This window comes from Cryobacterium breve (genome assembly GCF_004402375.1).
GTDB classification, from domain to species: Bacteria; Actinomycetota; Actinomycetes; order Actinomycetales; family Microbacteriaceae; genus Cryobacterium; species Cryobacterium breve.
The window spans coordinates 27419-49562 of sequence record NZ_SOGJ01000028.1; the positions used below are offsets into that span (position 1 = coordinate 27419).

Genomic DNA, 22144 nt, shown 5'->3' on the forward strand with positions numbered 1-22144 from the left:
CCGCCGGTGGGATTTTTCGGTGGCAACAGAAAGCGCCCGCGGCCATGGCAAGGGAACCGATGGTCAGGGGTGCTGTCTGTCGGCGGCTCAAGCCGACGGCTGGGGGAGGGCGCGCGGCACCGAAGATTTTCCCGGTTCCGGCGCGCCCAGGCTCGACGAGCCCGGTCGGGGAGTCAGCCCGAGCCGCCGCACGATCTCGGCGGCCTCCTCGGCCGGAGCGCGGCCGGCGTCGATGGAGATCGCGTGCTCGTCGGCACCGGGCACCTCGAGGGTCGCCACCTGCGAATCGAGCAGCGAGGTCGGCATGTAGTGGTCGTGCCGCGCGGCGAGGCGGCGCCCGATCAGGTCCGTCGACCCGGTCAGGTGCACGAAGATCACGTTGTGCTCGCGCAGCACGTCACGGTAACGGCGTTTGAGCGCCGAGCAGGTGATGATGCCCGGCACCCCCGCCATGGTGTGCTCGATGATCCAGGACGAGACTGTGTCGAGCCAGGGCGCGCGATCCTCGTCGTTGAGCGGCTGGCCGGCGGACATCTTGTCGATGTTCTCCTGCGGATGCAGGTCGTCACCCTCCTCGAGGTCCCAGCCGAGCTGGCCTGCGAGGAGGCCTGCCACGGTGGACTTTCCGGATCCCGAGATGCCCATGATCACGAGCACGGGTTGTTGTGTGTCGAACATGCTAGATCACGATATTCAGGAGGAGGACGCCCGCGAGGCCGACGACAGAGATGAGGCATTCCATCACGGTCCAGGTCTTGAGGTTCTGCCCGACGGTCGTGCCGAGGTACTCCTTGACGAGCCAGAATCCCGCGTCGTTGACGTGGGAGAGGAACAGGGAACCGGCGCCGATGGCCAGAACCATCAACGAGACATCCGTGCCGCCCAGGCTGGCCGCGACGGGGGCGAGGATGCCGGCGGCTGTCACGGTGGCGACGGTCGCCGATCCGGTGGCGACGCGGATCAGGGCGGCCACGAACCAGGCGAGCACGAGCACCGACACGCTGCTTCCGGCAACGGCGTCGGCGATGACGGTGCCGATACCGGTGTCGATGAGCACCTGCTTGAACCCGCCACCCGCACCCACGATGAGCAGGATGCCGGCGATCGGCGGCAGAGAGTCGGAGAGTGACTTGGCGACCGCGGAGCGGTCCATGCCGCCGCCGCGGCCGAAGACGACCATTGCGTAGATCACGGCGATGCCGAGGGCGATCATGGGCGTGCCGAGGAAGTCGAGCGTGGCGTTGAGCGGGGCGGTGGAGCCCGGGTTGATCGCGTCGGCGATCGAGCGGGCGAGCATCAGCACGACGGGGAGCAGAATGCCCGAGATCGTGATCAGGAAGCTCGGGCGCTTGGCGTTCTCATCCAGTCCCTGTTCCTCGTTGGTCAGGAACAACTGCGGCACGGGTACGGAGACCCACTTGCTGGCGAACTTGCTGAAGATCGGGCCGGCGATGATGACGGTCGGGATGGCGATGAGCACGCCGATCGCGAGCGTCAGGCCGAGGTTGGCCCCGAGCGTGGTCACGGCGACGAGGGGGCCGGGGTGCGGGGGCACCAGGCCGTGCATGACGGACAGGCCGGCCAGGGCCGGGATGGCGATGCGGATGAGCGAGAGCCCACTGCGGCGGGCCACCAGGATGATCACCGGGATGAGCAGCACGAGGCCGACCTCGAAGAACATCGGCAGGCCGATCAGACCGCCGATCAACGCCATCGTCCAGGGCAAGGTGCGGGCGCTCGAGCGGGTGACCAGCGAATCGACGATGCGGTCGGCTCCGCCGGAGTCGGCCAGCAGCTTGCCGAACATGGCACCGAAGCCGACCAGGATGCCGACACCGGCCATGGTGGAGCCGAATCCGGCGCTAAAGCTCGTGACGGACGCGGCCGGAGCGAGGCCGGCCCCGACGCCGACGCCCACGGCGCCGATCGAGAGGGCGAGGAATGGATGCACCTTGAGCCAGGTGATGAGCAGGATGATCACCGCGACTCCGACAAGGGCGGAGATGATGAGCTGGAGGTCGGTGCCGGCCGGTTCGATCGGAACCACCGGAACCGCAAGGGGAAGATTCATCTGAATGTCCATTCCGAGGCGGCTTCTCTGCGACCCCATCGTCCAATAAATCTGATTAATCAGATAATTGAGTGTGGCACACGATTACAACCGTCGTGACCACCACCGCTCGGCGATCGCCGCTACGATCGCGAGGGGGATGACGCGCGGCCGGGCCGCGCAGGGAGAAGCAGCGATGAACCGTGGGGTGGGCGCCGGAGTCTGGCGTGAACGAGGACTTCATGCGCGGGTGCTGAACGCACTCGGTCAACAGATCGTCGACGGTGGCTACGCGCCCGGCGACATCCTGAACCTCGAAAGCATCAGCGAGGAGTTCACCGTCTCCCGCTCCGTGCTGCGCGAGACCCTGCGGGTGCTGCAGTCCCTCGGCATGGTCGAACCGCGGCAGCGCGTGGGCACTCAGGTTCTCTCCCGGGAGAACTGGGACCTCATGCACCCGCAGACCATCTACTGGCGCGGACGTGGGGCCGATTACCTCACCCAGATGCGCGAGATGCTCGAGATGCGGCTCGGCATCGAGCCTGTGGCCGCCCGGCTGAGTGCGCGCCTGATGACAACGGAGCAGCTGGCCGCGGTGCGGGCGGCAGCCGAGACCATGGTCGAGGCCAACCTCGCGGGCGACGGCCGGCGCTTCCTCGAGGCGGATGTGGCGTTCCACTCCCTGATTCTGGTCGGCTCCGGCAACAGCGTGATGGGGCACTTCGCGGGCACGGTCGAGGCGCTGCTGCGCACGCGCGAGGAGGAGAAGCGGTTCACGATCACCGAATACACGCCCCCCTCGGCCCACCGCCACAACCAGCTGGCGGAGGCACTGTGCGCCCGGGACGAAAACGGCGCGTACCGCTGGTCGTACGCGACGATCGAGGCCACCCTCGTCGAGTTCATCGCGGAATCGCACAGCGCCGAGCTCGGCCTCGGGGTCTGACCCTTCGGAGGTCTGATTTCAGAGCCGGGCGAGCCGCTCGATGTCCTCCAGGAACTCGCTGGCGACCTGTGCCGAGACGGTGGTGCGGGTCGAGCGGATCGCGGCCAGGTAGTCGTCGGTGTCCGGTCCGCCGGGCGTCGACTCGTCCGCGCCCTCGAACAGCGCCCGCTCCAACGCCTGCTGCGAGGCGCGCCGGGCGGCATATTCGATGTCGGCCGGTGAGAAGCCGTCGCTCGCGTCGACGAGCGCGTCGAGGTCGACCGCGCTCTTCCTGCCCTCGGGGACGTAGCGCTCCCAGATGGCCTGGCGAGCAGCGACATCCGGAAGCCCGATCGGGATCACGTAGTCGAAGCGCCCGTGCCGCAGAAAGGCGGAGTCGAGGGCGCGGATGAAGTTCGTCGCGCAGACCAGCAGCCGGCCGGGCTGCTCGCGGAAGGCGGGGATGATCTTGAGCAGCTCATTCGTGACGCCCTGCAGGGCCGAAGGCGGCTCGCCGCCGCGCTGCGCCGCGATCTCCTCGACCTCGTCGATGAAGACGACCGCGTGTTCCAGTTCGGAGATCTTCAGGAAGGTCTCCCGGAGCGCACCGGCCAGACCCTTGGGGTCGGCCGCGAGCCGGGAGGGGAAGACCTCGACGAAGGGCCATTCCAGCCGCGAGGCGATGGCCTTGGCGAAGGTGGTCTTGCCGGTTCCGGGAGGGCCGAAGAGCACAACCGCCTTCGGCGGCACGACACCGTACTGCTCGGCCATGTCCGGTTTGGCCAGCGGCATCACGAGCCGGCGTTCGAGTAGCTCCTTCTCGGTGCGCATGCCCCCGACGCCTTCCCACAGATCGCGGGCCAGGATGCGCCCGCCCAGTTCGGTCAGGGACCGCAGCTCCTCCCGTTGCACCGGAATGTGGCGCTCGAAGTAGCGCAGGTGGTGCTTGACCTCGAAGCCGCGTTTCACGAAGGCGTCGACGCGGGTGGCCGATTCAGGCATCAGCGCGGAAAGCTTGGTCAGCGCGTGCCGGGACATCTTCTTCTCGAGGGCGGCCAGCAGCGCCGTGCCCACGCCGCGGCCCTGGTAGCGCTGCGCGGTGGCGAGGAAGACGACCCACCCCTGAGCGTGGGCGGCGCGCCCCACTGCGGCCCCGATCACCTCGTCGCCGGCGAGGGCGATCACGGCGTCATCTTTCTGGCAGGAGGCCAGCACCTCGGAGAGGCCGTAGACGGGCTCCGTCTTGGCCGCCGTGAGCTCTTCCCAGAGGCGCAGGATGCCGTCTAGATCATCCGAGTGAAAATCGCGGATCCGCCAACCAGTCATGAGAGCTCCTTTGCGCCGACACGTACGCTACCCAATCTATGGCACCCCGCCCGCGGGTCGGATTTACTAACCGCCCGCCAGGCGGCGGGCCAGATAGGGAGCGGTGCGGCTGTGCGGATGCCGCGCGACGGCATCCGGGGTTCCGGTCGCCACGATCCGGCCGCCCGCATCGCCGCCGGCCGGACCCAGGTCGATCACCCAGTCGGCGGCGGCCACCACGTCGAGGTTGTGCTCGACGACGATCACCGTGTTGCCGGCGTCGACGAGGCGGCCCAGCTGGGCCAGGAGGAGGCGGACATCCGCGGGATGCAGGCCCGTAGGCGGCTCGTCGAGCAGGTACATCGTGTGCCCGCGGCGGGCGCGCTGCAGCTCGGTGGCGAGCTTGATGCGCTGCGCCTCGCCCCCGGAGAGCTCGGTCGCCGGCTGGCCGAGGCGAAGGTAGCCGAGCCCGACCTCGCTCAGGGTGGCCAGGCTGCGGGCGGCGGCCGGCACGTCGGCGAGGAAGCCGACGGCCTCCGCGACGCTCAGGCCGAGCACGTCGGCGACGGACTTGCCCCGGTAGGTCACCTCGAGGGTCTCCGGGTTGTAACGCGAGCCCTGGCAGGCGGGGCAGGGCGTGTAGCTGCCGGGCAGGAAGAGCAGCCCGACGCTCACCGAGCCCTCGCCGAGGCAGGTCTCGCACCGGCCGCCGGGCACGTTGAAGGAGAACCGCCCGGCGCCGTAGCCGCGGCTCCGGGCCGTCTCGGTGGCCGCGAACGTCGCGCGCACGGCGTCGAAGAGCCCGGTGTAGGTGGCCAGGTTGGAGCGCGGGGTGCGGCCGATGGGCTTCTGGTCCACCCTGACCAGCCGGTCCACGGCCTCGAGCCCGGTGATGCGGTCGACGCGCGCCCGCGGTTCCTGCGCACCGGGGGAGTCTCCGAGGTCGTCGTCGCCGTCTGCGTCGTCGGGCGCGGTGACGGTCGATGCGACGGATGCGTCGACGTCCGGATGCAGCGCGAGCCGCACGGCATCCGCCAGCACCTGGCTGACCAGGGTGGACTTGCCCGAACCGGATACGCCGGTCACGGCCGTCAGCACCCCGATCGGGAAGCTCGCGTCGACGCCCTGCAAATTGTGACGGGTGACCCCGTGCAGACCGAGCCAGCGCGCTGGCGTGCGCACGGCCGCAGGCTGGGCTTCAGGCGCCGACTCCGATTCCGGCGCGGCGGGGAACAGGAACTGTCGGGTGACCGAGTCCGTCACCTCGGCCAGGCCGCTGATCGGCCCGCTGTAAAGCACGGCGCCGCCGCCGGCGCCGGCCAGCGGGCCCACGTCGACGACCCAGTCGGCCCGGCGCACGATGTCCATGTTGTGCTCGACCACGAAGACCGAATTGCCGGACGCCTTGAGTTGCTCCAGAACGAGCACCAGCGGTTCGGCGTCGGCCGGGTGCAGCCCGGCGGAGGGCTCGTCGAGGACGTAGATCACGCCGAACAGGCCCGAGCGCAGCTGGGTGGCGATGCGAAGCCGTTGCATCTCGCCAGGGGAGAGGGTGGGGGTTGCGCGCCCGAGGCTGAGGTAGCCGAGGCCCAACTCGAGCAGCACCTCGATGCGGGCGAGCAGGTCCCGGGTGAGGGTGACCGCGGCATCGGTGGGCTCGATGCCCGGCTCGGCCGTCTGCGCCCCGGCACCCGGGCGCAGCGTCGGCCGCAGCAGTTCGGCGAGCCCGGTCAGCGGCATCAGGTTGAGCTCCGCGATCGACCGGCCGACCACAGTGACGGCCAGGGCTGCGGGGGTCAGTCCGCTGCCGTCGCAGACCGGACAGGGGCCGGATTCGACGAAGCGCAGTGCGCGCTCACGCTGACTCTGGCTCTTCGAGTCGGCCAGGGTGTGCAGCACGTAGCTCTTCGCGCTCCAGAACCGCCCCTGGTACGGCTTGGCGATGCGGTCGCGCTGCGGGGTGACCTCGACCACTGGCTGCTCCGCGGTGAAGAGGATCCAGTCCCGCGCCTCGTGCGGCAGGCTCTGCCAGGGGGTGTCCACGTCGTAGCCGAGCGTGATCAGGATGTCCCGCAGGTTCTTGCCCTGCCAAGCGCCCGGCCAGGCCGCGATGGCGCCCTCACGGATGCTCAGGGTCACGTCGGGCACGAGAGTCGCCTCGGTCACGGTGTGTGCCGTGCCGAGACCGTGGCACCGGGGGCAGGCGCCGGCCACGGTGTTGGGGGAGAAGGAGTCGGACTCGAGGCGCTGGGCATCCGTCGGGTACAGGCCTGCTCGGGAATAGAGCATGCGCAGGGAGTTGGACAGCGTGGTCAGGGTGCCAACGCTCGACCGGGAGCTGGGTGCGCCTCGGCGCTGCTGCAGGGCGACCGCCGGCGGCAGGCCGGTGATCTCGTCGACCTGAGGGGTGTGGCCCTGCTGGATCAGCCGCCGGGCGTACGGCGCGACGGACTCTAGGAAGCGGCGTTGCGCCTCCGCGAAGATGGTGCCGAACGCCAGGGACGATTTGCCCGAGCCGGAGACCCCCGTGAAGGCGACGATGGCGTCCCGGGGCACGTCGACGTCGACATCCCGAAGGTTGTTCTCCCGGGCCCCGCGCACCTGCACGAACCCGGCTGACGGAGCGGTGCCCGGTGCATTCCGGGTCGAAGCGGCAGAGTTGGCTGCAGGGAGTGGCTGGGGCATCCGCCCGACTCTAGTCCGTGCGTCTGGGCAGGTGCCGGACCGGGATGCCGGAGCTGGGAGGAGGCGAGGTATAATAGGCGGATTGCGATCCCGTCCACTGATGGTGGTGGGTCGGTACTCATCTCGATGCTCAACCGTGACAGATCTCGATGCTCAACCGTGACAATCTCGATCGCTCCTTTCCCTGATCAGGCTCAGCGGCGTGCCGTTCAACACGTTTGAGACCGAGAGACCCATGGCTGATACTTCCGAAAACACCGTTACCCACTTCGTTTCGATCCAACGGTGGGCTGCCCTTAAGCGCGAATTCCTCGCCCGTCAGTCGACGTCGAGTGATGACGCAGCAGCAGAACGAAGCTGAGCGACTCATGGCTGAACGCAACTATCCCAGCACGCCGGCCGAACCGGCCCCGGCGAACCAGGTTTCGGTGCCCCGGTGGGCCGAGCTCAAGCGTGCCTATGTCGCGCGGCTCCCCAAGGCCGACCGCGCCGCCCTGGCAGCCGCCGCCGAGCGCGCCAACGACCCACAGGACTGACTGTCGGTTCGCCCTGACCGAGGGTGAACCAATTCGACGGAGATTTTCTCGTGAGAGTGGTCCTTCGGCACTTTCCGCGTCGGATGTGACAAGATCACCGTCGAATTCGTTCGGGGCACCGAAGGGTCGCTCGACTACGGCAGGCGGAGGTGGTCGACGGGCATCGTGGCCAGCGGTGCGCGCCGCTCGATCAGCTCCCGGACGTGCTGATCGAGGCGCTTGTCCACTTCGACGAGGTGCCCGACAGGAGTCGGCCGCTAGAAGTGGATCCGGCCCGAGTAGCCGGCCACGTCCGCCTCCCGGCACTCTGGACGGCCACGAAGAGGCGGATGCAGCGGGTCGCCGAGGCGTATTCCCGGCGCGCGCATTCGTGGTTTCGACCGTGACGAGCATATGCATGCTCGTGCGCCCGGTGTGGATGATGCTCCGGCGGAAGCGGGCCAGGGGATTTGCTTCAGGCTGTCACCTCCGGGCCGGAGAACGGCGCGGCTCAGGACTGCGAGCGGTGGTGCTCGTTGAGAACCTCGACGATCAGGTCGTGATCGTCGCGCTGGGGCAGCCCGGAGACCCCGGCCACGCCGATGAGTGAGCCGCGCACGCGCAGCGGGAAAGCACCGCCGTGCGCGGCGTGCGTGCCCGGGTCGAGATTCGACTCGGTGCGGAAGTCGCGTGAGTTCGCCCGAAATCGCGTGCCCACGGCGAAGGACGAGCTGGCGAAGCGCCGCACCACTCGGAACTTGTTCTCGAGCCACGCGTCGTTGTCGGCGCAGGCGCCCGGCAGTGCCGCGTGGAAGACGCGTTGGTCGCCGAACATGATCGAGATGGCGATCGGATGTCGGCGAAGGTTTCCCAGTTCCACCAGCCGGGAGCCGACGGCCCAGGCGTCGCCCACGTCGAAGGAGTCGAATTGGATGAGCCGTTCCTGCTCCAGAAGCAGCGGAAGGAGGGCAGCAGCCTCGGAGGCGTCGGTCATCACAGGCCTTTCCGGTCGGGACAGTCGTCTGAAACGGGTGGAGCGTCTGCACACGTGCCGGAACGCCCGGCAGCCAGTCTTTCACTCCGGCGCTCCGTTGGCGTTCGGTCGCCACGTCATGGATTGCAGTGGTCGCACCATGCTGGGTCGGCCTGGGAATGATTTCGCGGTGTCCGGGTTTGGTGAGTGCACCTGCCGCAGCCCTGGACATCGGCTGCGACGGCCTGGGTTGCCGATCCGCAGGTGGATCAGGGCAGGTCGGGTTCGACGTTGATGTGGCCAAATCCTGGCGCCCGGGAGTGCGGTCACTCTATTGCACGTCGCTGGGCCATTTTCTCGCAGAGTGCGTGGATGGCTGCGGCGCGGGACGGTGCCCTGTGGGCACGGTAGTCCGGAAGGATCACAACGGAGTGGTGCTGATTCAGAAGCGCGTCAGCGGTGTCGCCGAGGACCTCGAGTTGCGTGATGTCTTTGTGGGCGGTCGTTCTGTGAGCTCTGCAGGATCACTCCTTGGCCCGGCAAGCCGATAGCTGACGCGCACGCGCGGGCTGGTCACCGGAAATAGTCGGGCCTGGATACGTAGGTGTCGGAGACGAACATGACACCACTGGAGGTGCTGAGAAGTTCTTGGACGGCGTCGATCAGTTCGCCGGCGTTGTTGGGCGGGAGGACGGTGATGAGCATGGTGAGGGTGTCGTATTCATTGAAGAGTAAAGCCCCGGAGTGTTGGCCGTGATGTCCGATTCCGGATACCCCTGACACGGACGTGTAGCCGGTGGCACCGGCGGAGGTGATCAGGTCGCGGATTGCCGGGGCGTCTCGGGCGGGCACGACAACCTCCAGCCGTGTCATTTGGGTCAGGTTGTTCATGGTCATGTTCCTTTCAGCGCGGTGGGGGCGGCCGTCCAGCCGTACGGGGTGTATCGGTGCCAGGGGGCTGCGGAGTCGTTGCGTGCGGTGAGGGTGATCCAGCTGTTGTCGAGCAGGTTGCGGAGCACCTGGTTGCGGGAGACGATGCGGCCGATGCTGTCCAAGGGCGCTTGGATGATGACGGTCAGGCGCATGGGTTCGTGGAACAGTTGGTCGCCCAGGCCGACGGATTGCCAGGGCAGGCCGCGGCGCAGGTCGCCGGTGTGGCCGGCGAGAACTCCGATGGTGCCGACGGCATTGTGGATGGTTTTGGTTCCGGCGCCGAGGGTGGCGGGGTTGAGGGCGGAGAAGTAGTACTGGTGGTTGATCCACTGGGCGACCACCAAGGGCGCGGTCATGATCGTTTCCAATGCGGCACCGTCCAGGTCCAACTCAGTTTGGTAGGAGTGGAGGAACACGCGCCGGTCCAGGTTGACGCCGCGGGTCATCCGACGCGGTCCGATGACCATGGCGGCGTTTCCGGCAAGCCCCAGCTCGGGATACACCTCCGCCCAGTCGTGGGCGCGCCTCTGGACTCGGGAGGGGGAGTGCGGGGATGCTCCGGGCAGGTCCTGGGCGCGTTCTCTGATCAGTATCTCGGCGGCTGTGTGCTGGGCTCGGTTGAAGGTGTGCACCGCATCGACGTGGCTCTGCGGGATGAGGTGCTGGTCCAGGAGTGTGACGGCGTCGGTGACGGTGTTGTGCTCGGCTGCGATGAAGAAGCTGTCGGAGGGGATGTCGATACCGCGTGCCGCCAGGAGGACTCGCACGTCGGGGGCGTTGAAGATGGCGGCCGAGGCGCGGGCGTTGGCCGCTCCAGGGTTGCCGCCGCAGGCACCGCAATCCAACGCTGACTGGTACAGGTTGTTCATCGACTCGGACGCGTGGCCGGCGAGCACGACCAGCGGGGCGAACTGGGTGATGCCCATCATCCGCACCGCAGTTTCAGCCATCGCGGCCCGCTCCTCCAGTGTGAACGCGTCGGCGACTGTGACGTTGCTCGGGAGTGTGGCCGTCGCCGGGGTCAGGAATCGGTGGATTCGTGCCTGCAGTGTGGGGGTCAGGGTGCGCAGCACGCTGATGGCGCCGAACAGCCAACCGGATACCTCCGCGAAGGCGAATGGTGTCACCGTGCCGGAGTCGGCACGGTGGGTCGACCGCCGGAGCGCGTCGCGGGCGCGACCGCGCATGGTGTGGTTTTCAGCCTGCGCTGAGTGGGTTGGGTGCTCGGTGAGGTGGTGCCGGGCAGTCAGGAGGGCCGGCAACGAATTGATGGCTCCTCGGGCTTTGTACCGGGAGAACCGCACGGGGACGCCGAAGAATCCGGCGAACCCGAACGTCTCCACTTCGGGGAGGACCTCGACGTGACGCCGCATTCCTTCGGACCGAGGGTCAATACACATCACCAGTTGCAGTTGGGGACGAGGGGTGAAGGGATCGGTGTCCCTGAGGCCGTCCACCAGGGCGGCGCGGTAGTGCAGTTCGTAGGCCTGCTGCCAGGTCAACGCGTGGTCGGGCACCGGATGGGTTGCCAAGATCCGGCTCACCGCCGCGATGTCGTCCCGGTCTGCTCGGCCGCCGCCGATCGACCGGGCAACGTGCTCGGCTCTGTGCCAGAGGGCCGGTGGGGTCACGTCGGCTTGGGTGGGTCCGGGGGGTGCAGTGAGACGGGTCAGGCCGAGGAGGGCTCGGAGGGTCAATCTCACGCCCAGATAGGAGAGCAGGTCGATGTCCCCAATCCTTTCGGCCCGCCACTTGATGTGGCCGACCCAGCCCGGCAGATGGTGGAGCTCGCTTCGGAGCGTCTCCGTCACCGCGTCCGCCGGGACTCCGAGTTTGACCAGCGCCCACGCCAGTGCGGCGTCGGGCTCGACGGGCAGTTCGGCCACCGTCCGGCGCACCGTTCGGGGGAGTGACGGGTCTCTGCGGGCCAGGGTTCGCCAGGCCTGGTAGAAGCCGTGCTGCTTGTGGGGCATCGCCCAGAGCGGGTCAGGGTTCAGATAGGACGACACCCAGATGGCCAGGTACTCGTCCAGCCAAGGCGCGGTAGGTGCAGCTGCCACGGGGGAGGTCCACGGCGTGATCCTCATGTCCAGGATCGCCACGCTCACCGCGGACACGCTTTTCCCGCCGATGGTGAGTTGCCCGGCGAGTTCCGGGACACGCTCGGCCAAGGCTGCTTCGAGGTCGGTGTCGACGATGCGGCCACGGTCGGCGTCGGCGAGGTAGGCGTCCCGGGATCGGGCGAGGACCACGCCCGGGGCGGCGGCGGTCTCGAATGGGCGAGGTTCGTGGCCGGCAAGAGGGTTCACGGCGATGAAGGACTCCATCGGCCAGGACGGCACAATGTCGTGGGCGGCTGTGGCCACCTGGGCGCGAAGAATCAAATTCATGACGGCACTCCTGTGGTCGCTGACGAGTGGGGGACAGCCGGCGGGCGGGGAAGAGCCGGACGGCGGGGGAGGGCGGCCGTCACGGTCCTGGTGTAGACGTGGTCACGCAGGTGTGCGAGCTGGTGCGGGTTGCGGGAGAGCAGTTGGACCACGATCAGGCCGCCGGCGGGCAATGCCATAAGCCAGGCGGGAGCGCCGTTGATAGTGGTCTCGGCTTCCAAGGCCGCCGTGAAGATCTGCAGGAGGGCCACGTATCCGAACATCAGCACCACGACTGATGCCGTGCCGCCGAGGAGCGTTCGGAGCGAGAAATCGGTGCTCAGTGCTGTGCCCAGAGCGACGCTGGCGGTCACGGAAACGAACGCAAGCAGAGCAGTACTGGCCGTTGACACGGTGGGGGAGAACGCCCATTCGGCTGCCGCCAGCGCCGCCGATGGCACCAGCACCGACAGGGTCACGGCTGCAGCGAGTGTGAACGGCGAGCGGATCCCTCGAGTTGGAAGGTCCCTGTCGACGGCATGCTGGCGCACCCCCATTCCGGCCCCGAGGAAGAGGGTGGATTTGAACAGGGAGTGAGCGACCAGATGGAAGAGTGCGGCCGCGAACACACCCAGACCGCAGGCCATGATCATGAACCCCATTTGCGCCATCGTCGAGAAGACCAACCGCCCCTTCACATCCGGCCGGGCCAGGCGCACCGCCGACGCGTAGACCAGGGTCACGGCACCGGCCACGAATACCCCGATCATGACTGCCTGGTGCGGCGCGATGGCCGGAGCGAATCGGATCAGCAGAATCGCACCGGCATTGACAACGCCGGCGTGCATCAGCGCGGACACCGGCGTGGGCGCCGCCAACGTGAACGGCAACCAGTCCTGGAAGGGGATCTGGCTTGAGCGAGCTAACGCCGAGACCACGAGCAGCGCGGCGCAGGTCAATTGAAGCGGCAGCGGCAACGACTCCGCGACCTCACCAAGCTGATCCAGTGGAAGGTCTCCTTTGGCGGTGACCAGCAAGATGGTGACAGATACCAGGAAGGCAGTGTCAGCGATCATGAACCGGGATCCGGTGCGCCGGATCCCGTCGCGGGCCTGTGCCAGCGGACGATAGGTTGCCAGGAGCGCCACGAGAGCCGCCCCTGCCCCGAGCCAGGCCACGGTGAACAGGGCAACCGACCCGGCGCACACCAGCAACACCGTGAAACCCGTGAGCAGGTTGGCTGCGACGATGAACCAGACCTGTCGACGATCACCCCGTAGGTATCGAATCGCGAAGACCTGGATCAGCGCACTGAGCCCCAGCACCAGCACCGACAAGGTCAAGGCCACGGCATCCAGGCGCACGGAGGTGGACCCCACCACCACCTGCGCGCTCCGATGCGGCGCGCCAACGGATGCGATCGCGACAGCGACAGTCGCGGCGAACCCAAACCCGACCACGGTCGCTGCCAGTCGGGCAGCCCTGTCCCCGCTCGCTCCCGACCAGCCGAGGAGCAGGGTGAAGAGCCCCGCGATCCATGGGGTCAGGGTCACACCACCCACAACAAGCCAATCAGACATCGGCACCTCTCGAAGCACGACTTACAAAACAGGAAAAACATAGCACATGTTGTGTGTCGGGAATCGAGTGTAGAGAAAAAATCATCTGGTGGGAGATAATCGGAAGATGGCGACCTGGACGTTTCTGACCAACCACGCCCACGTGTTGTTGTGCGTGGCGGACAACCCGAACGTCCGGCTACGCGACGTCGCCGTTCAGGTCGGCATCACTGAGCGCGCGGCGCAACGCATCGTCTCCGAGCTGGAGGAGGCAGGCTACCTGAACCGCGAACGCGAAGGTCGACGTAACACGTACCGGCTCAACACCGCGATGCCACTTCGGCACCCGTTGGATCGCGATCATCGCATCGGGGAGCTCCTTTCCGCCTTCGCCAACCCCCACAGCCAGTGACAGAAGCGCGGGTCGCCCGCGCGCATCACGCCTTCGTCTGCGCCGAGCCGGATGCAGTCGATCCAATATCGATAACCATCGATATGCTGGGAGGACCGTCATCACGGACAACTCGTCCCCTCTGGATGCCGGTCTAGGAGATGGTCACCCATGGCACACATCGAAATTTTCGAACCGGGACTCTGCTGCGGCACGGGCATCTGCGGAGTCGACGTCGACCAGGCGCTGGTCACCTTCTCTGCCGACCTCGATTTCGCCCGCACGAACGGCGGCGACGTCGCCCGGTTCAACCTGGCCCAGGAGCCGCTCGCGTTCGTGGAGAACGAGGTGGCCCGCCAGTTCCTGCACACCGTCGGCCAGGAGGGCCTGCCGGTCACGCTCGTGGGCGGAGCCACCGTGCTCACCGGCCGTTACCCCACCCGGGCCGAGCTCGCGAGCTGGACCGGATCACCGTCTGTCGACACCGCCGCTGGGGCTGCAACCGACTCCGGAGCGGCCAGTCACCTCGCGGCCGTGCAGCCCGAGGGTTCGCTTCAGCTGCTCGCCATGGCGTCGGTTACACCGGCTGCGGGCGCGGAGGCCAGTGCCGAAGCCGGTTGCTGCGGCACCGGCGGCTGCTGCTAGGGCCGATCATGTCGACCCTGCGCTTCCTCGCCGACGCCCCGCGCTTCCTCTTCTTCACCGGCAAGGGCGGGGTCGGCAAGACCTCCATCGCGTGCGCGAGCGCGGTTCGCCTGGCCGAGGCCGGGGCATCCGTGCTGCTGGTCAGCACAGATCCGGCTTCCAATGTGGGTCAAGTCTTCGGGGTGAGCATCGGCAACACGGTCACCCCGATCGCGGCGGTTCCCGGTCTGTGGGCTCTCGAGATCGACCCAGAGCAGGCGGCCGAACAGTACCGCGAACGCATCGTCGGCCCGGTGCGCGGCCTGCTGCCGCCCGCCGAGGTGGCCACGATCGAGGAGCAGCTCTCGGGCGCCTGCACCACCGAGATCGCCTCCTTCAATGAGTTCACCGACCTTTTGACGGATGCCGCCTGGACGGCCGCGTACGACCACATCCTGTTCGACACGGCCCCCACCGGGCACACCATCCGACTGCTGCAACTGCCTGGGTCGTGGACCGACTTCCTCACCGAGGGCACGGGCGACGCGTCCTGCCTCGGGCCGCTCTCCGGCCTCGAGAAGCAGCGCGCCGTCTACGCCGACGCCGTGGCGGCGCTCGCCGACCCTGCGCGAACGCGGCTGGTGCTGGTCGCCCGCGCCCAGAACGGCGCACTGCGCGAGGCGGCCCGCACCCAGGCCGAACTGTCCGCCATCGGAATGGAGCGGCAGTACCTGGTGGTCAACGGCATCCTGCCGGCCGGCCCGGGCACGGCCACGCCTGCCGATGCCGCGGCCGACCCACTCTTCGCCGCCATCCGGGCGCGGGAGCAGAAGGCGCTCGCCGCGATGCCCGAGGGGCTTCGCTCGGCGCCCACCGACCACGTCGAGCTGAAAAGCGCCAACATGGTCGGCCTCTTCGCACTCCGCAGTCTGCTCGAGCCGGAGGTCGTCCCGACGCCGGTCGCCGTCGTCGTCGACGCGGTCGTGCCGGGGGCCCCGCTCTCGGCTCTCATTGACGAGATCGAGGCCGGCGGTCACGGCCTGGTGATGCTGATGGGCAAGGGCGGCGTGGGCAAGACCACCCTCGCGGCGGCCATCGCCGTCAGCCTCGCCGAACGTGGCCTGCCCGTGCACCTCACCACCACCGACCCGGCCGCGCACCTCGACGACACCCTGGCCGGCGGTCTGCCGCACCTGACCGTTTCCCGGATCGACCCGGCCGTCGAAATCGCCGCCTACACCGAGCGGGTCATGAGCACGAAGGGCGCGCAGCTGGACGAGCAGGGCCAAGCCATGCTCCGCGAGGACCTGCGGTCGCCGTGCACCGAGGAGATCGCCGTCTTCCAGGCCTTCTCCCGCGTGAGCCGGGAGGCGAGGAACACCTTCGTCGTGATGGACACCGCGCCAACGGGCCACACCCTGCTGCTGCTGGATGCGACCGGGTCGTACCACCGCGAGGTCACCAGGCAGTTGGGTGGCGGCATCCGCCTGACGACGCCGATGATGCGGCTGCAGGACCCGAAGCAGACGAAAGTGATCCTGGTCACCCTCGCCGAGACAACGCCTGTGCTCGAGGCCGCGGAGCTGCAGGCCGACCTGGAGCGGGCCGGGATCACGCCGTGGGCGTGGATCGTGAACAACTCCATCGCTGCGGCGGCGCCGACCAGCCCGCTGCTGCTCGCGCGGGCCCGGAATGAGCTCATCGAGCTCGAGCATGTGCACGAGAAGCGCGCCCCGCGGCTCGCGGTGGTGCCGCTGCTGGCGGAGGAGCCGGTCGGCATTCCCGCGCTGCTCGCGCTGGCCGCGGGGAGGCAGCCCGCGCCGGCATCCGTTCGCTAGCGGGCTGGCCGGCGTTCACGTCGACGCGCGGGTCGAGTCCGATGCCCGGTAGCCACACCGGCCCGAACGAATTCGACGGAGATTTTGGCCAAGTCAGGCTGGAACGCTGGAAAAGAGCGCTTTCACGACAAAATCTCCGTCGAATTGGTTCCACGGCGGTCGCGGCGCTCCGCCCGCGACGAGCGACCCGGCTAGCGCAGGACCGGCCGGGCCGTGGCGCTGCGCACAGCCGACCAAACGACGATTGCGATCACCAGCACCATGGTGACCAGACCCAGCCCTGAGTAGCCGACGGCGCTCAGCACCAGGCCGGCCAGGGCGCCGCCGAGGGCGCCGGCCGCATTCATCGACAGGTCGGAGAAGCCCTGCAGGGCAGCCCGGTCGTGCACATCCACGGCCTCCGCGATCAGCGCCGACCCGGCGACGACGGAGGCCGACCAGCCCAGTCCGAGCAGGATCAGTCCCACGGTCATCGCGGTCTGTGACTCCCCGGCCAGCCAGAAGATGGCCAACGCGGCCAGTAGCAGGATCTGGCCGACGAGGATGACGGGCAACCGGCCAAGGCGGTCCGCGAGCCAGCCGAAGACGGGGGAGAGCGCGTACATTCCGGCGACGTGGAGGCTGATGGTCAGACCCACCACCGTCAGGGTGGCACCGTGGTCGCGCAGGTGTACCGGGGCCATCGACATCAGGGCGACCATGGTGGCGTGGCTGAAGGCGATCACGGCCACCGCATAGCGAGCCTGCGGGTTCGCACGCACGATGGCCAGTCCGCCCCGCCGTGTTCCGCCGGAGGGGTCGACCTCCCGCGCGGCGAGGGCGGTGAGCAGCGGGTCCGGGCGGAGCCCGACGGTGTAGACCACGGCCGCGCCGACCGTGGCGATCAGGGAGAAGGCGAAGGCGCCGGTCAGGGGCGGCAGGCCGAGGGCCCCGCCCACGACCTCGCCGGGGCCGAACAGGTTCGGGCCGAGCACGGCGCCGATGGTCGTCGACCAGACCACGATGGACAGATCCCGCGCCCGGTACTTCGTGCTCGCGAGGTCGGTGGCGGCGAAGCGGGCCTGCAGGTTCGTGGCCGATCCGGCGCCCAGAAGCATCAGGGCCAGCAGGAGCAGCGGGAAGACGTCGACCGCCACCGCGGTGATGGCGAGAACAGCTCCGGAGCCGGCGATGAGCGAGCCGGTCGCGAGGGAGCGGCTGCGCCCGCGGCGCTGGGCCAGGCGGGCAAGGGGCACTGCTACCAGCGCCGCGCCGAGGGTGCTCATGGTGGCTGCCATGCCCGACCAGGCGCTTGAGCCGGAGAGCTGCGCGGCCAGCAGGGCGCCAAGGGAGAGCGTGGCCCCCATTCCGATCCCGCCCAGGATCTGGCCGGCGATGAGTACGCGCACCACCGTGCGCTGCAGCGGCGTGTGGTCGGCCGACGTGTTCACGGTGCCGGCCTCCGGGGTTGCCGGCGCGGGCGCATCCGGATTGGTGGACATCGGGCTCCCTTGCGGCGTGGACGGGCGGTGCTTCAGTATACCCCGGGGGGTACTCGGTCTCAGGCCTCGACGATGAGCAGGGTATCGAGGGCGACGGCGGCGCCGCCGTCGCCGGGTGCCTCCGGGTCGGTGGCCAGGTCGCGGCTGACGGTCTCGCAGCGCACCACGCGCAGGGCGCCGAGGCCCGCGGGTTCGACGCTCGAGCGCAGCAAAACCGGTGTGTAGAGGATGTCCCGGTTCCTCGGTCCCGGAGCCCCGGTCTCCAGGTTCGCCTGGTCGTGCCCGAGTACGACCAGGTGCCCGCCAGGTGAGAGCCAGGCTGCGGCGCGCGCCAATACGGCCCGCAGCGTGGGCTCCGGCAGGTGCAGATACATCACCGTGATCAGGTCGAACGTCTCGCCAGCCGGGTCCCAGATCATGGCGTCCCCGACCTGCCAGTCCACCGCCACGGCCGCGGCGGCGGCATGCTCGCCGGCCTGGCCGATGGCCTCGGCCGAGAAGTCGACCGCCGTGACTGTCCAGCCGTGACCGGCGAGCCAGATCGCAGTGCGGCCGTCGCCGGTGGCCAAGTCCAGCGCGCGCCCCGGCGTGAACGTGGTCACGGTGTCCTGCACGATCTGCGCCGGCAGTGCCGACCACAAGCGTCCGGCCTGGCCGGCTTGCGCCTCACGGGCGAGGCGGTAGCGGGTGTCCCAGTCGGTGGCGTCCAAGGTGCGTCCTCTCGGCGGACATTCGTCGATATGAGCGGATGCTGCGCGAAGGCCAGTTTCGCACGCCGCGGCGGTTCAGCGGGAGAGCGCCGCGAGCTCGGCCCGGGTGGAGGCACCCACCTTGCGCAGCAGATTGGCAACGTGGAACTTGACCGTGTTCTCGCTGATCGAGAGCGTCGCCGCGATCGCCCGGTTGCGCGCCCCGGAGGCCACCAGCGCGAGCACGTCCTTCTCCCGCGGGCTGAGGCCCCAGGCAGCGGACGGGGTGAGCGGCGCGAGCGGCACGTCGAGCGGGAGGCTGACGGCCATTTCGGACCCCCAGTCGGGCGTCGCCTCCAGCCGCAGCGTACCGTTCAGTGCGGCGACCCGGCTCGTCAACCGGCTGACGCTCGGGCTGTCCGAGGTGAGTTCGCCGGATCCGTCGTCGCGGATGTGAATCAGCAGGTTGCTGCCGTCGCAGTCCCAGTGCACCCGCACCCGGGCCACCCCGGCCTGCTCGACCAGAGCCAGAACCGCGCCGCGAACGATGGAGCGGGCGGCGTGGGCGACCTCGCCGGGCAGGGCTCGGCCGTTCACCGGCGGCTCGATGAACTGCACGTCCAGGTCGCCGAAGCGCACGAGCGGGCGCAGGTCGTCGCGCAGCCGCTCGAAGGCCTGCGCCACGGGCTCCTCGGAGAGGGAGCGGTCGTGGTCGGAGACGGCGCGCAGCGCCACCATGGCCGTCGCGGCCAGGTCGATCGCGGTCTGCCGGGCCGAAGCGTCGCTCGTCTCCCGCGAGCGGAGCACGGCGAGCAGGGACTCGAGTGTGGTCGCCTGAGTGTCGGTGAGGTCGGCGACAACCCGGGCGCGTTCAGCAGCGGCCGAGCGGATGTCGTACGGCTCGATCGAGTGGGACGAATACTGTGTGGTCACCTCTGCAGCCTACCCATGTGTGCTGTGGCCATCCGTTCGGGTAGGTGGACTGCCCGTTCGGCGGGCAGCATGCCCACCCGAAAAAGTAGATGATGATGCAATGCCTTCTCGCACTGACACCCCTCCCGCCGTGAACCTGGCGCTCGCTGCGATTGCGGCTGAGAACGCGAGTATCGTGCGCCAGCTCTTGGTCGCCACCGCGCCCCTCGACCGGGCCGCTGCCGCCCTCACGGGTGCTCGGCGGGTGTTCCTGCTCGGGGCGGGTCGATCCGGACTGGCCCTGCGCATGACCGCGATGCGCCTGATGCACCTGGGGCTCGCCGTGCACGTGGTCGGCGAGGTGACCACCCCGGCCATCGCGGCCGGCGACGTGCTGCTGACCGCGAGCGGTTCCGGAACGACGGCGGCCGTCGTGCGCGCGGCCGAGACGGCCACGGCATCCGGCGCCCAGGTGATCGCGATCACCACGGCCCCGGACTCCCCGCTTGCCGCACTGGCTGCGGTGACCGTGGTCGTGCCGGCGGCGCAGAAGCAGGACCACGACGGTCTCCTGTCGCTCCAGTATTCGGGCGCGCTCTTCGAGCAGACCGTCGTCGTGCTCGGGGACGCGATCTTCCACAGCCTGTGGAAGGCATCCGGCGCCACGGCCGACGAGCTGTGGCCGCGCCACGCGAACCTCGAGTAGCACTACTTCCCTCTCTGCAATCAGACCGACCAGAACCAGAAAGAAGATCCCCATGAAGCTGCAAGTCGCTATGGACGTACTCACCACGGATGCCGCCCTCGAGCTGGCCGCGCAGGTCGCCCCCTACGTGGACATCATCGAACTCGGTACTCCGCTGATCAAGGCGGAAGGACTGCGCGCCGTGACCGCAATCAAGGCCGCTCACCCCGACAAGACGGTCTTCGCCGACCTCAAGACGATGGATGCCGGTGAGCTCGAAGCCGATATGGCGTTCACGGCAGGCGCCGACCTGGTGACCGTACTCGGCACGGCCGGGGACAGCACCATCGTGGGAGCCGTCGCTGCGGCCACGAAGCACGGCAAAGGTGTTGTCGTCGACCTGATCGGCGTCGCCGACAAGGTGACCCGGGCCCGCGAGGTGACCGTGTTGGGCGCAGTCTTCGTAGAGATGCACGCCGGCCTCGACGAACAGGCCGAGCCCGGATTCTCGCTTACGACCCTGCTCAACCAGGGTGAGACCGCGCGGGTGCCATTCTCCCTGGCCGGCGGTGTGAATGTCGCCACCATTGCCTCCGTGCAGCGTGCGGGTGCCCGGGTCGCCGTCGCCGGCGGAGCGATCTACGGCGCCGATGACCCGGCCGCTGCCGCGGCCGCCCTGCGAGCCGCCATCATCTAGCCCTGCCCCGCCCGTGGGAAAACGGCCGCACAACGAAGAAAGCACCCCCGTTGAGGAACGGGGGTGCTTTTCGTGGCGGGCGTCTGGCCCGGCCGGTGGTGGCTAGGCCTGCCGCTTGTGGCGGGCGTTCATGACCAGGAGCGCGGTGCCGAGGAGGGCGACCAGGCCACCGAGCCCGGCGGCGAGTCCACCGTCAAAGCCCGTCGCGGCGAGAACGGCCGGCGCGGCAAGAGCGGCCGGCGCGGCAGCGCCCGGCAGGACCGGTGTCGGAACGGCCAGGGGTTCCACGAACAGGCTCACAGCCGAGTAGATGGGAAGCTGACCAGCCTGCACGGTCGGGGTCAGGCGGTCTCGGCCCGGTTCCGCATCCTCCGGGTAAATCTGGTAGAACACGGCCGTGGGGGTGAAAGAGCCGCCCTCGGTCGGGGTTCCGGTCAGGGTGATCTGCACGGTGCCGTCCTCCAGAGTCTCCGACGCGTAGGAGAGGCCTGCCGGAAGGTCAGGCAGTTCGGCGGTGACGTACCCGTCGACGAAGTAACCGAATTCGATCAACTCGGGCGCCACCGTGTAGACCAGGACCTGGTTGACGGCGACGCCCTGCTTGAGGGCCACCGGTTCGAAGGTGAAGCAGCTACCGAAGGTCTCGTAGGACTCGCCGAAGGTGGTCGGCAGGGTGGAGACGATCGACTCGACGAAGGTCTGCGCCTCGTCGAATCCGCAGACGGTCCAGTCAGCGGCGACGAGTGTCACGGCGAAGTTGGCAGCTCCCGTGGCCCTGGCCGAGACCTCGTCGTCCAGGTCGTTAGTGAACCAGCCGTTGAACGTGCCGTCGGTAACCGCGCTGTAGCCCAGAACCGGGTCACCCGGGGTGTAGGTTCCACCATCGGACGATACGACGGTGGTGTCGTCCGTGAGGAAGACCGAGTCGGTGTCCGAGCCGAGGTTGCCGCCGAACTCGAGCTCGAGTCCTTCAACGTCGGGTCCGTCGATGGCGTAGGACCATCGTGCGTAGTTGCCCTCGAGGGTCAGCGTGAGCACGACCGTGTACTGGGCCGGGGGAACGAAGCCCTCCGCCAGTGGTGATGGTGAGTCTGCGGGGTACGTCCAGACGGAGGTGCCGGTCATGGTGAGGGTCGACGTGCCGCCGTCGTTGATGGTGCTCATTGCCGGCTGGTCGGCAAGAAAATTCCAGTAGCCGCCGGAGACCGGGTCGGTAAGAGTGAGGTAACCGAAATCGTCGAAGGCGTCGTCGGTCCAGCCTGTGACGTCACTTTCGTAGTCGTACTGTCGGGCATCCCCGATGCTCCCGGTCTGGTCGTCGATATATGACCAGGCCACTGAGGAGGTGAAAATTTCTGACTGGATGTCCGCAGCCGCCGAACCGGCGCCGAGACCAACACCGACGAGGGCGAGGGACGAGGTGGCGATCGTGGCTACGACGCCCCGGACAAGTCGCGTGCGGCTCACTGTAGGTTCCATTTCTGTGGGAGCGACGGGTGCGGCAGGACTGCGC

The 22144-nt window shown here is 68.5% G+C and carries 19 protein-coding genes and 1 pseudogene; 7 read left to right on the forward strand and 13 right to left on the reverse strand.

What is annotated here, in order from left to right:
* Positions 1–87 precede the first annotated feature (87 nt).
* Both E3O65_RS13650 and E3O65_RS13655 read right to left on the reverse strand, forming a co-directional pair.
* Positions 88–678 (reverse strand): gluconokinase, encoded by a 591-nt coding sequence (locus E3O65_RS13650; protein WP_134364286.1) that lies wholly within the window; start codon positions 676–678, stop codon positions 88–90.
* A 1-nt stretch (position 679) separates the two neighbouring features.
* On the reverse strand, positions 680–2071 hold the full coding sequence (locus E3O65_RS13655) for a GntP family permease (RefSeq protein WP_134364287.1): 1392 nt from the start codon (positions 2069–2071) through the stop codon (positions 680–682).
* A 229-nt stretch (positions 2072–2300) separates the two neighbouring features.
* Between E3O65_RS13655 and E3O65_RS13660 the strand changes: the two genes are divergently transcribed.
* Entirely contained in the window at positions 2301–2996 is a 696-nt protein-coding gene (locus tag E3O65_RS13660; protein WP_166785760.1) for a FadR/GntR family transcriptional regulator, read from the forward strand.
* A gap of 18 nt (positions 2997–3014) precedes the next feature.
* Here the strand turns inward: E3O65_RS13660 and E3O65_RS13665 are convergent, their stop codons facing one another.
* Positions 3015–4301: an ATP-binding protein gene (locus E3O65_RS13665; protein ID WP_134364289.1), complete on the reverse strand. Its 1287-nt coding sequence runs from the start codon at positions 4299–4301 to the stop codon at positions 3015–3017.
* Between the two features lie 66 nt (positions 4302–4367).
* A complete protein-coding gene (locus E3O65_RS13670; RefSeq protein ID WP_134364290.1) occupies positions 4368–6965 on the reverse strand; it encodes an excinuclease ABC subunit UvrA in 2598 nt (865 codons plus the stop codon).
* A 368-nt stretch (positions 6966–7333) separates the two neighbouring features.
* Here E3O65_RS13670 and E3O65_RS16760 point away from each other — a divergent pair, with 368 nt between their 5' ends.
* Positions 7334–7501, forward strand: a complete 168-nt coding sequence (locus E3O65_RS16760; protein ID WP_166785761.1) for a hypothetical protein — start codon at positions 7334–7336, stop codon at positions 7499–7501.
* A 490-nt stretch (positions 7502–7991) separates the two neighbouring features.
* On the opposite strand, the gene E3O65_RS13675 is transcribed toward E3O65_RS16760, so the two are convergent.
* The 5 genes and pseudogenes from E3O65_RS13675 to E3O65_RS13690 all read right to left on the reverse strand — a co-directional run bounded on the left by E3O65_RS13675 (position 7992) and on the right by E3O65_RS13690 (position 13335).
* Positions 7992–8474: a heme-degrading domain-containing protein gene (locus tag E3O65_RS13675; RefSeq protein WP_134364291.1), complete on the reverse strand. Its 483-nt coding sequence runs from the start codon at positions 8472–8474 to the stop codon at positions 7992–7994.
* 116 nt (positions 8475–8590) lie between these two features.
* Positions 8591–8707: pseudogene (locus E3O65_RS17675) on the reverse strand (hypothetical protein); the annotation flags it as partial.
* Between the two features lie 319 nt (positions 8708–9026).
* On the reverse strand, positions 9027–9344 hold the full coding sequence (locus E3O65_RS13680) for a P-II family nitrogen regulator (RefSeq protein WP_198411698.1): 318 nt from the start codon (positions 9342–9344) through the stop codon (positions 9027–9029).
* 2 nt (positions 9345–9346) lie between these two features.
* A complete protein-coding gene (locus tag E3O65_RS13685) occupies positions 9347–11776 on the reverse strand; it encodes a DUF2309 domain-containing protein (RefSeq protein WP_134364293.1) in 2430 nt (809 codons plus the stop codon).
* On the reverse strand, positions 11773–13335 hold the full coding sequence (locus tag E3O65_RS13690) for a proton-conducting transporter transmembrane domain-containing protein (protein ID WP_134364294.1): 1563 nt from the start codon (positions 13333–13335) through the stop codon (positions 11773–11775). Before E3O65_RS13690 ends, E3O65_RS13685 begins: the two co-directional genes overlap by 4 nt.
* 106 nt (positions 13336–13441) lie before the next feature.
* Here E3O65_RS13690 and E3O65_RS13695 point away from each other — a divergent pair, with 106 nt between their 5' ends.
* From E3O65_RS13695 to arsA, 3 genes are all read left to right on the forward strand, one after another.
* The gene (locus E3O65_RS13695; protein WP_134364295.1) at positions 13442–13726 is read left to right on the forward strand and encodes a helix-turn-helix transcriptional regulator; all 285 of its coding nucleotides are present in this window, start codon (positions 13442–13444) and stop codon (positions 13724–13726) included.
* A gap of 150 nt (positions 13727–13876) precedes the next feature.
* Positions 13877–14350, forward strand: coding sequence for an arsenite efflux transporter metallochaperone ArsD (gene arsD, locus E3O65_RS13700; protein ID WP_134364296.1), 474 nt, complete (start codon positions 13877–13879; stop codon positions 14348–14350).
* A gap of 8 nt (positions 14351–14358) precedes the next feature.
* On the forward strand, positions 14359–16167 hold the full coding sequence (gene arsA / locus E3O65_RS13705; protein ID WP_277870441.1) for an arsenical pump-driving ATPase: 1809 nt from the start codon (positions 14359–14361) through the stop codon (positions 16165–16167).
* A 191-nt stretch (positions 16168–16358) separates the two neighbouring features.
* Here arsA and E3O65_RS13710 read toward each other — a convergent pair whose 3' ends face one another.
* The 3 genes from E3O65_RS13710 to E3O65_RS13720 form a co-directional block, all read right to left on the reverse strand.
* The gene (locus E3O65_RS13710) at positions 16359–17648 is read right to left on the reverse strand and encodes an MFS transporter (RefSeq protein WP_134364297.1); all 1290 of its coding nucleotides are present in this window, start codon (positions 17646–17648) and stop codon (positions 16359–16361) included.
* A gap of 59 nt (positions 17649–17707) precedes the next feature.
* Positions 17708–18358: a class I SAM-dependent methyltransferase gene (locus E3O65_RS13715; RefSeq protein WP_166785762.1), complete on the reverse strand. Its 651-nt coding sequence runs from the start codon at positions 18356–18358 to the stop codon at positions 17708–17710.
* A gap of 75 nt (positions 18359–18433) precedes the next feature.
* Complete coding sequence (locus E3O65_RS13720) at positions 18434–19270, reverse strand: helix-turn-helix transcriptional regulator (protein WP_134364299.1); 837 nt, start codon at positions 19268–19270, stop codon at positions 18434–18436.
* A gap of 100 nt (positions 19271–19370) precedes the next feature.
* On the opposite strand from E3O65_RS13720, the gene hxlB reads away from it, so the two are divergent.
* Positions 19371–19955: a 6-phospho-3-hexuloisomerase gene (gene hxlB, locus E3O65_RS13725; RefSeq protein WP_134364300.1), complete on the forward strand. Its 585-nt coding sequence runs from the start codon at positions 19371–19373 to the stop codon at positions 19953–19955.
* Between the two features lie 52 nt (positions 19956–20007).
* Entirely contained in the window at positions 20008–20631 is a 624-nt protein-coding gene (gene hxlA / locus E3O65_RS13730) for a 3-hexulose-6-phosphate synthase (RefSeq protein WP_134364301.1), read from the forward strand.
* Between the two features lie 102 nt (positions 20632–20733).
* Here hxlA and E3O65_RS13735 read toward each other — a convergent pair whose 3' ends face one another.
* Positions 20734–22098, reverse strand: a complete 1365-nt coding sequence (locus tag E3O65_RS13735; RefSeq protein WP_134364302.1) for a hypothetical protein — start codon at positions 22096–22098, stop codon at positions 20734–20736.
* Positions 22099–22144: the final 46 nt, after the last annotated feature.

Excerpts from the sequence above, each read along its gene's own strand:
- E3O65_RS13655 (WP_134364287.1), bottom strand. The coding sequence starts at position 2,071 with ATGAATCTTCCCCTTGCGGTTCCGGTGGTTCCGATCGAACCGGCCGGC.
- hxlA (WP_134364301.1), top strand. The coding sequence starts at position 20,008 with ATGAAGCTGCAAGTCGCTATGGACGTACTCACCACGGATGCCGCCCTC.
- E3O65_RS13690 (WP_134364294.1), bottom strand. The coding sequence starts at position 13,335 with ATGTCTGATTGGCTTGTTGTGGGTGGTGTGACCCTGACCCCATGGATC.
- E3O65_RS13650 (WP_134364286.1), bottom strand. The coding sequence starts at position 678 with ATGTTCGACACACAACAACCCGTGCTCGTGATCATGGGCATCTCGGGA.
- E3O65_RS13665 (WP_134364289.1), bottom strand. The coding sequence starts at position 4,301 with ATGACTGGTTGGCGGATCCGCGATTTTCACTCGGATGATCTAGACGGC.
- arsD (WP_134364296.1), top strand. The coding sequence starts at position 13,877 with ATGGCACACATCGAAATTTTCGAACCGGGACTCTGCTGCGGCACGGGC.
- E3O65_RS13695 (WP_134364295.1), top strand. The coding sequence starts at position 13,442 with ATGGCGACCTGGACGTTTCTGACCAACCACGCCCACGTGTTGTTGTGC.
- E3O65_RS13680 (WP_198411698.1), bottom strand. The coding sequence starts at position 9,344 with ATGAACAACCTGACCCAAATGACACGGCTGGAGGTTGTCGTGCCCGCC.
- hxlB (WP_134364300.1), top strand. The coding sequence starts at position 19,371 with ATGCCTTCTCGCACTGACACCCCTCCCGCCGTGAACCTGGCGCTCGCT.
- E3O65_RS13675 (WP_134364291.1), bottom strand. The coding sequence starts at position 8,474 with ATGACCGACGCCTCCGAGGCTGCTGCCCTCCTTCCGCTGCTTCTGGAG.
- E3O65_RS13710 (WP_134364297.1), bottom strand. The coding sequence starts at position 17,648 with ATGTCCACCAATCCGGATGCGCCCGCGCCGGCAACCCCGGAGGCCGGC.
- E3O65_RS13670 (WP_134364290.1), bottom strand. The coding sequence starts at position 6,965 with ATGCCCCAGCCACTCCCTGCAGCCAACTCTGCCGCTTCGACCCGGAAT.
- E3O65_RS16760 (WP_166785761.1), top strand. The coding sequence starts at position 7,334 with ATGGCTGAACGCAACTATCCCAGCACGCCGGCCGAACCGGCCCCGGCG.
- E3O65_RS13685 (WP_134364293.1), bottom strand. The coding sequence starts at position 11,776 with ATGAATTTGATTCTTCGCGCCCAGGTGGCCACAGCCGCCCACGACATT.
- arsA (WP_277870441.1), top strand. The coding sequence starts at position 14,359 with ATGTCGACCCTGCGCTTCCTCGCCGACGCCCCGCGCTTCCTCTTCTTC.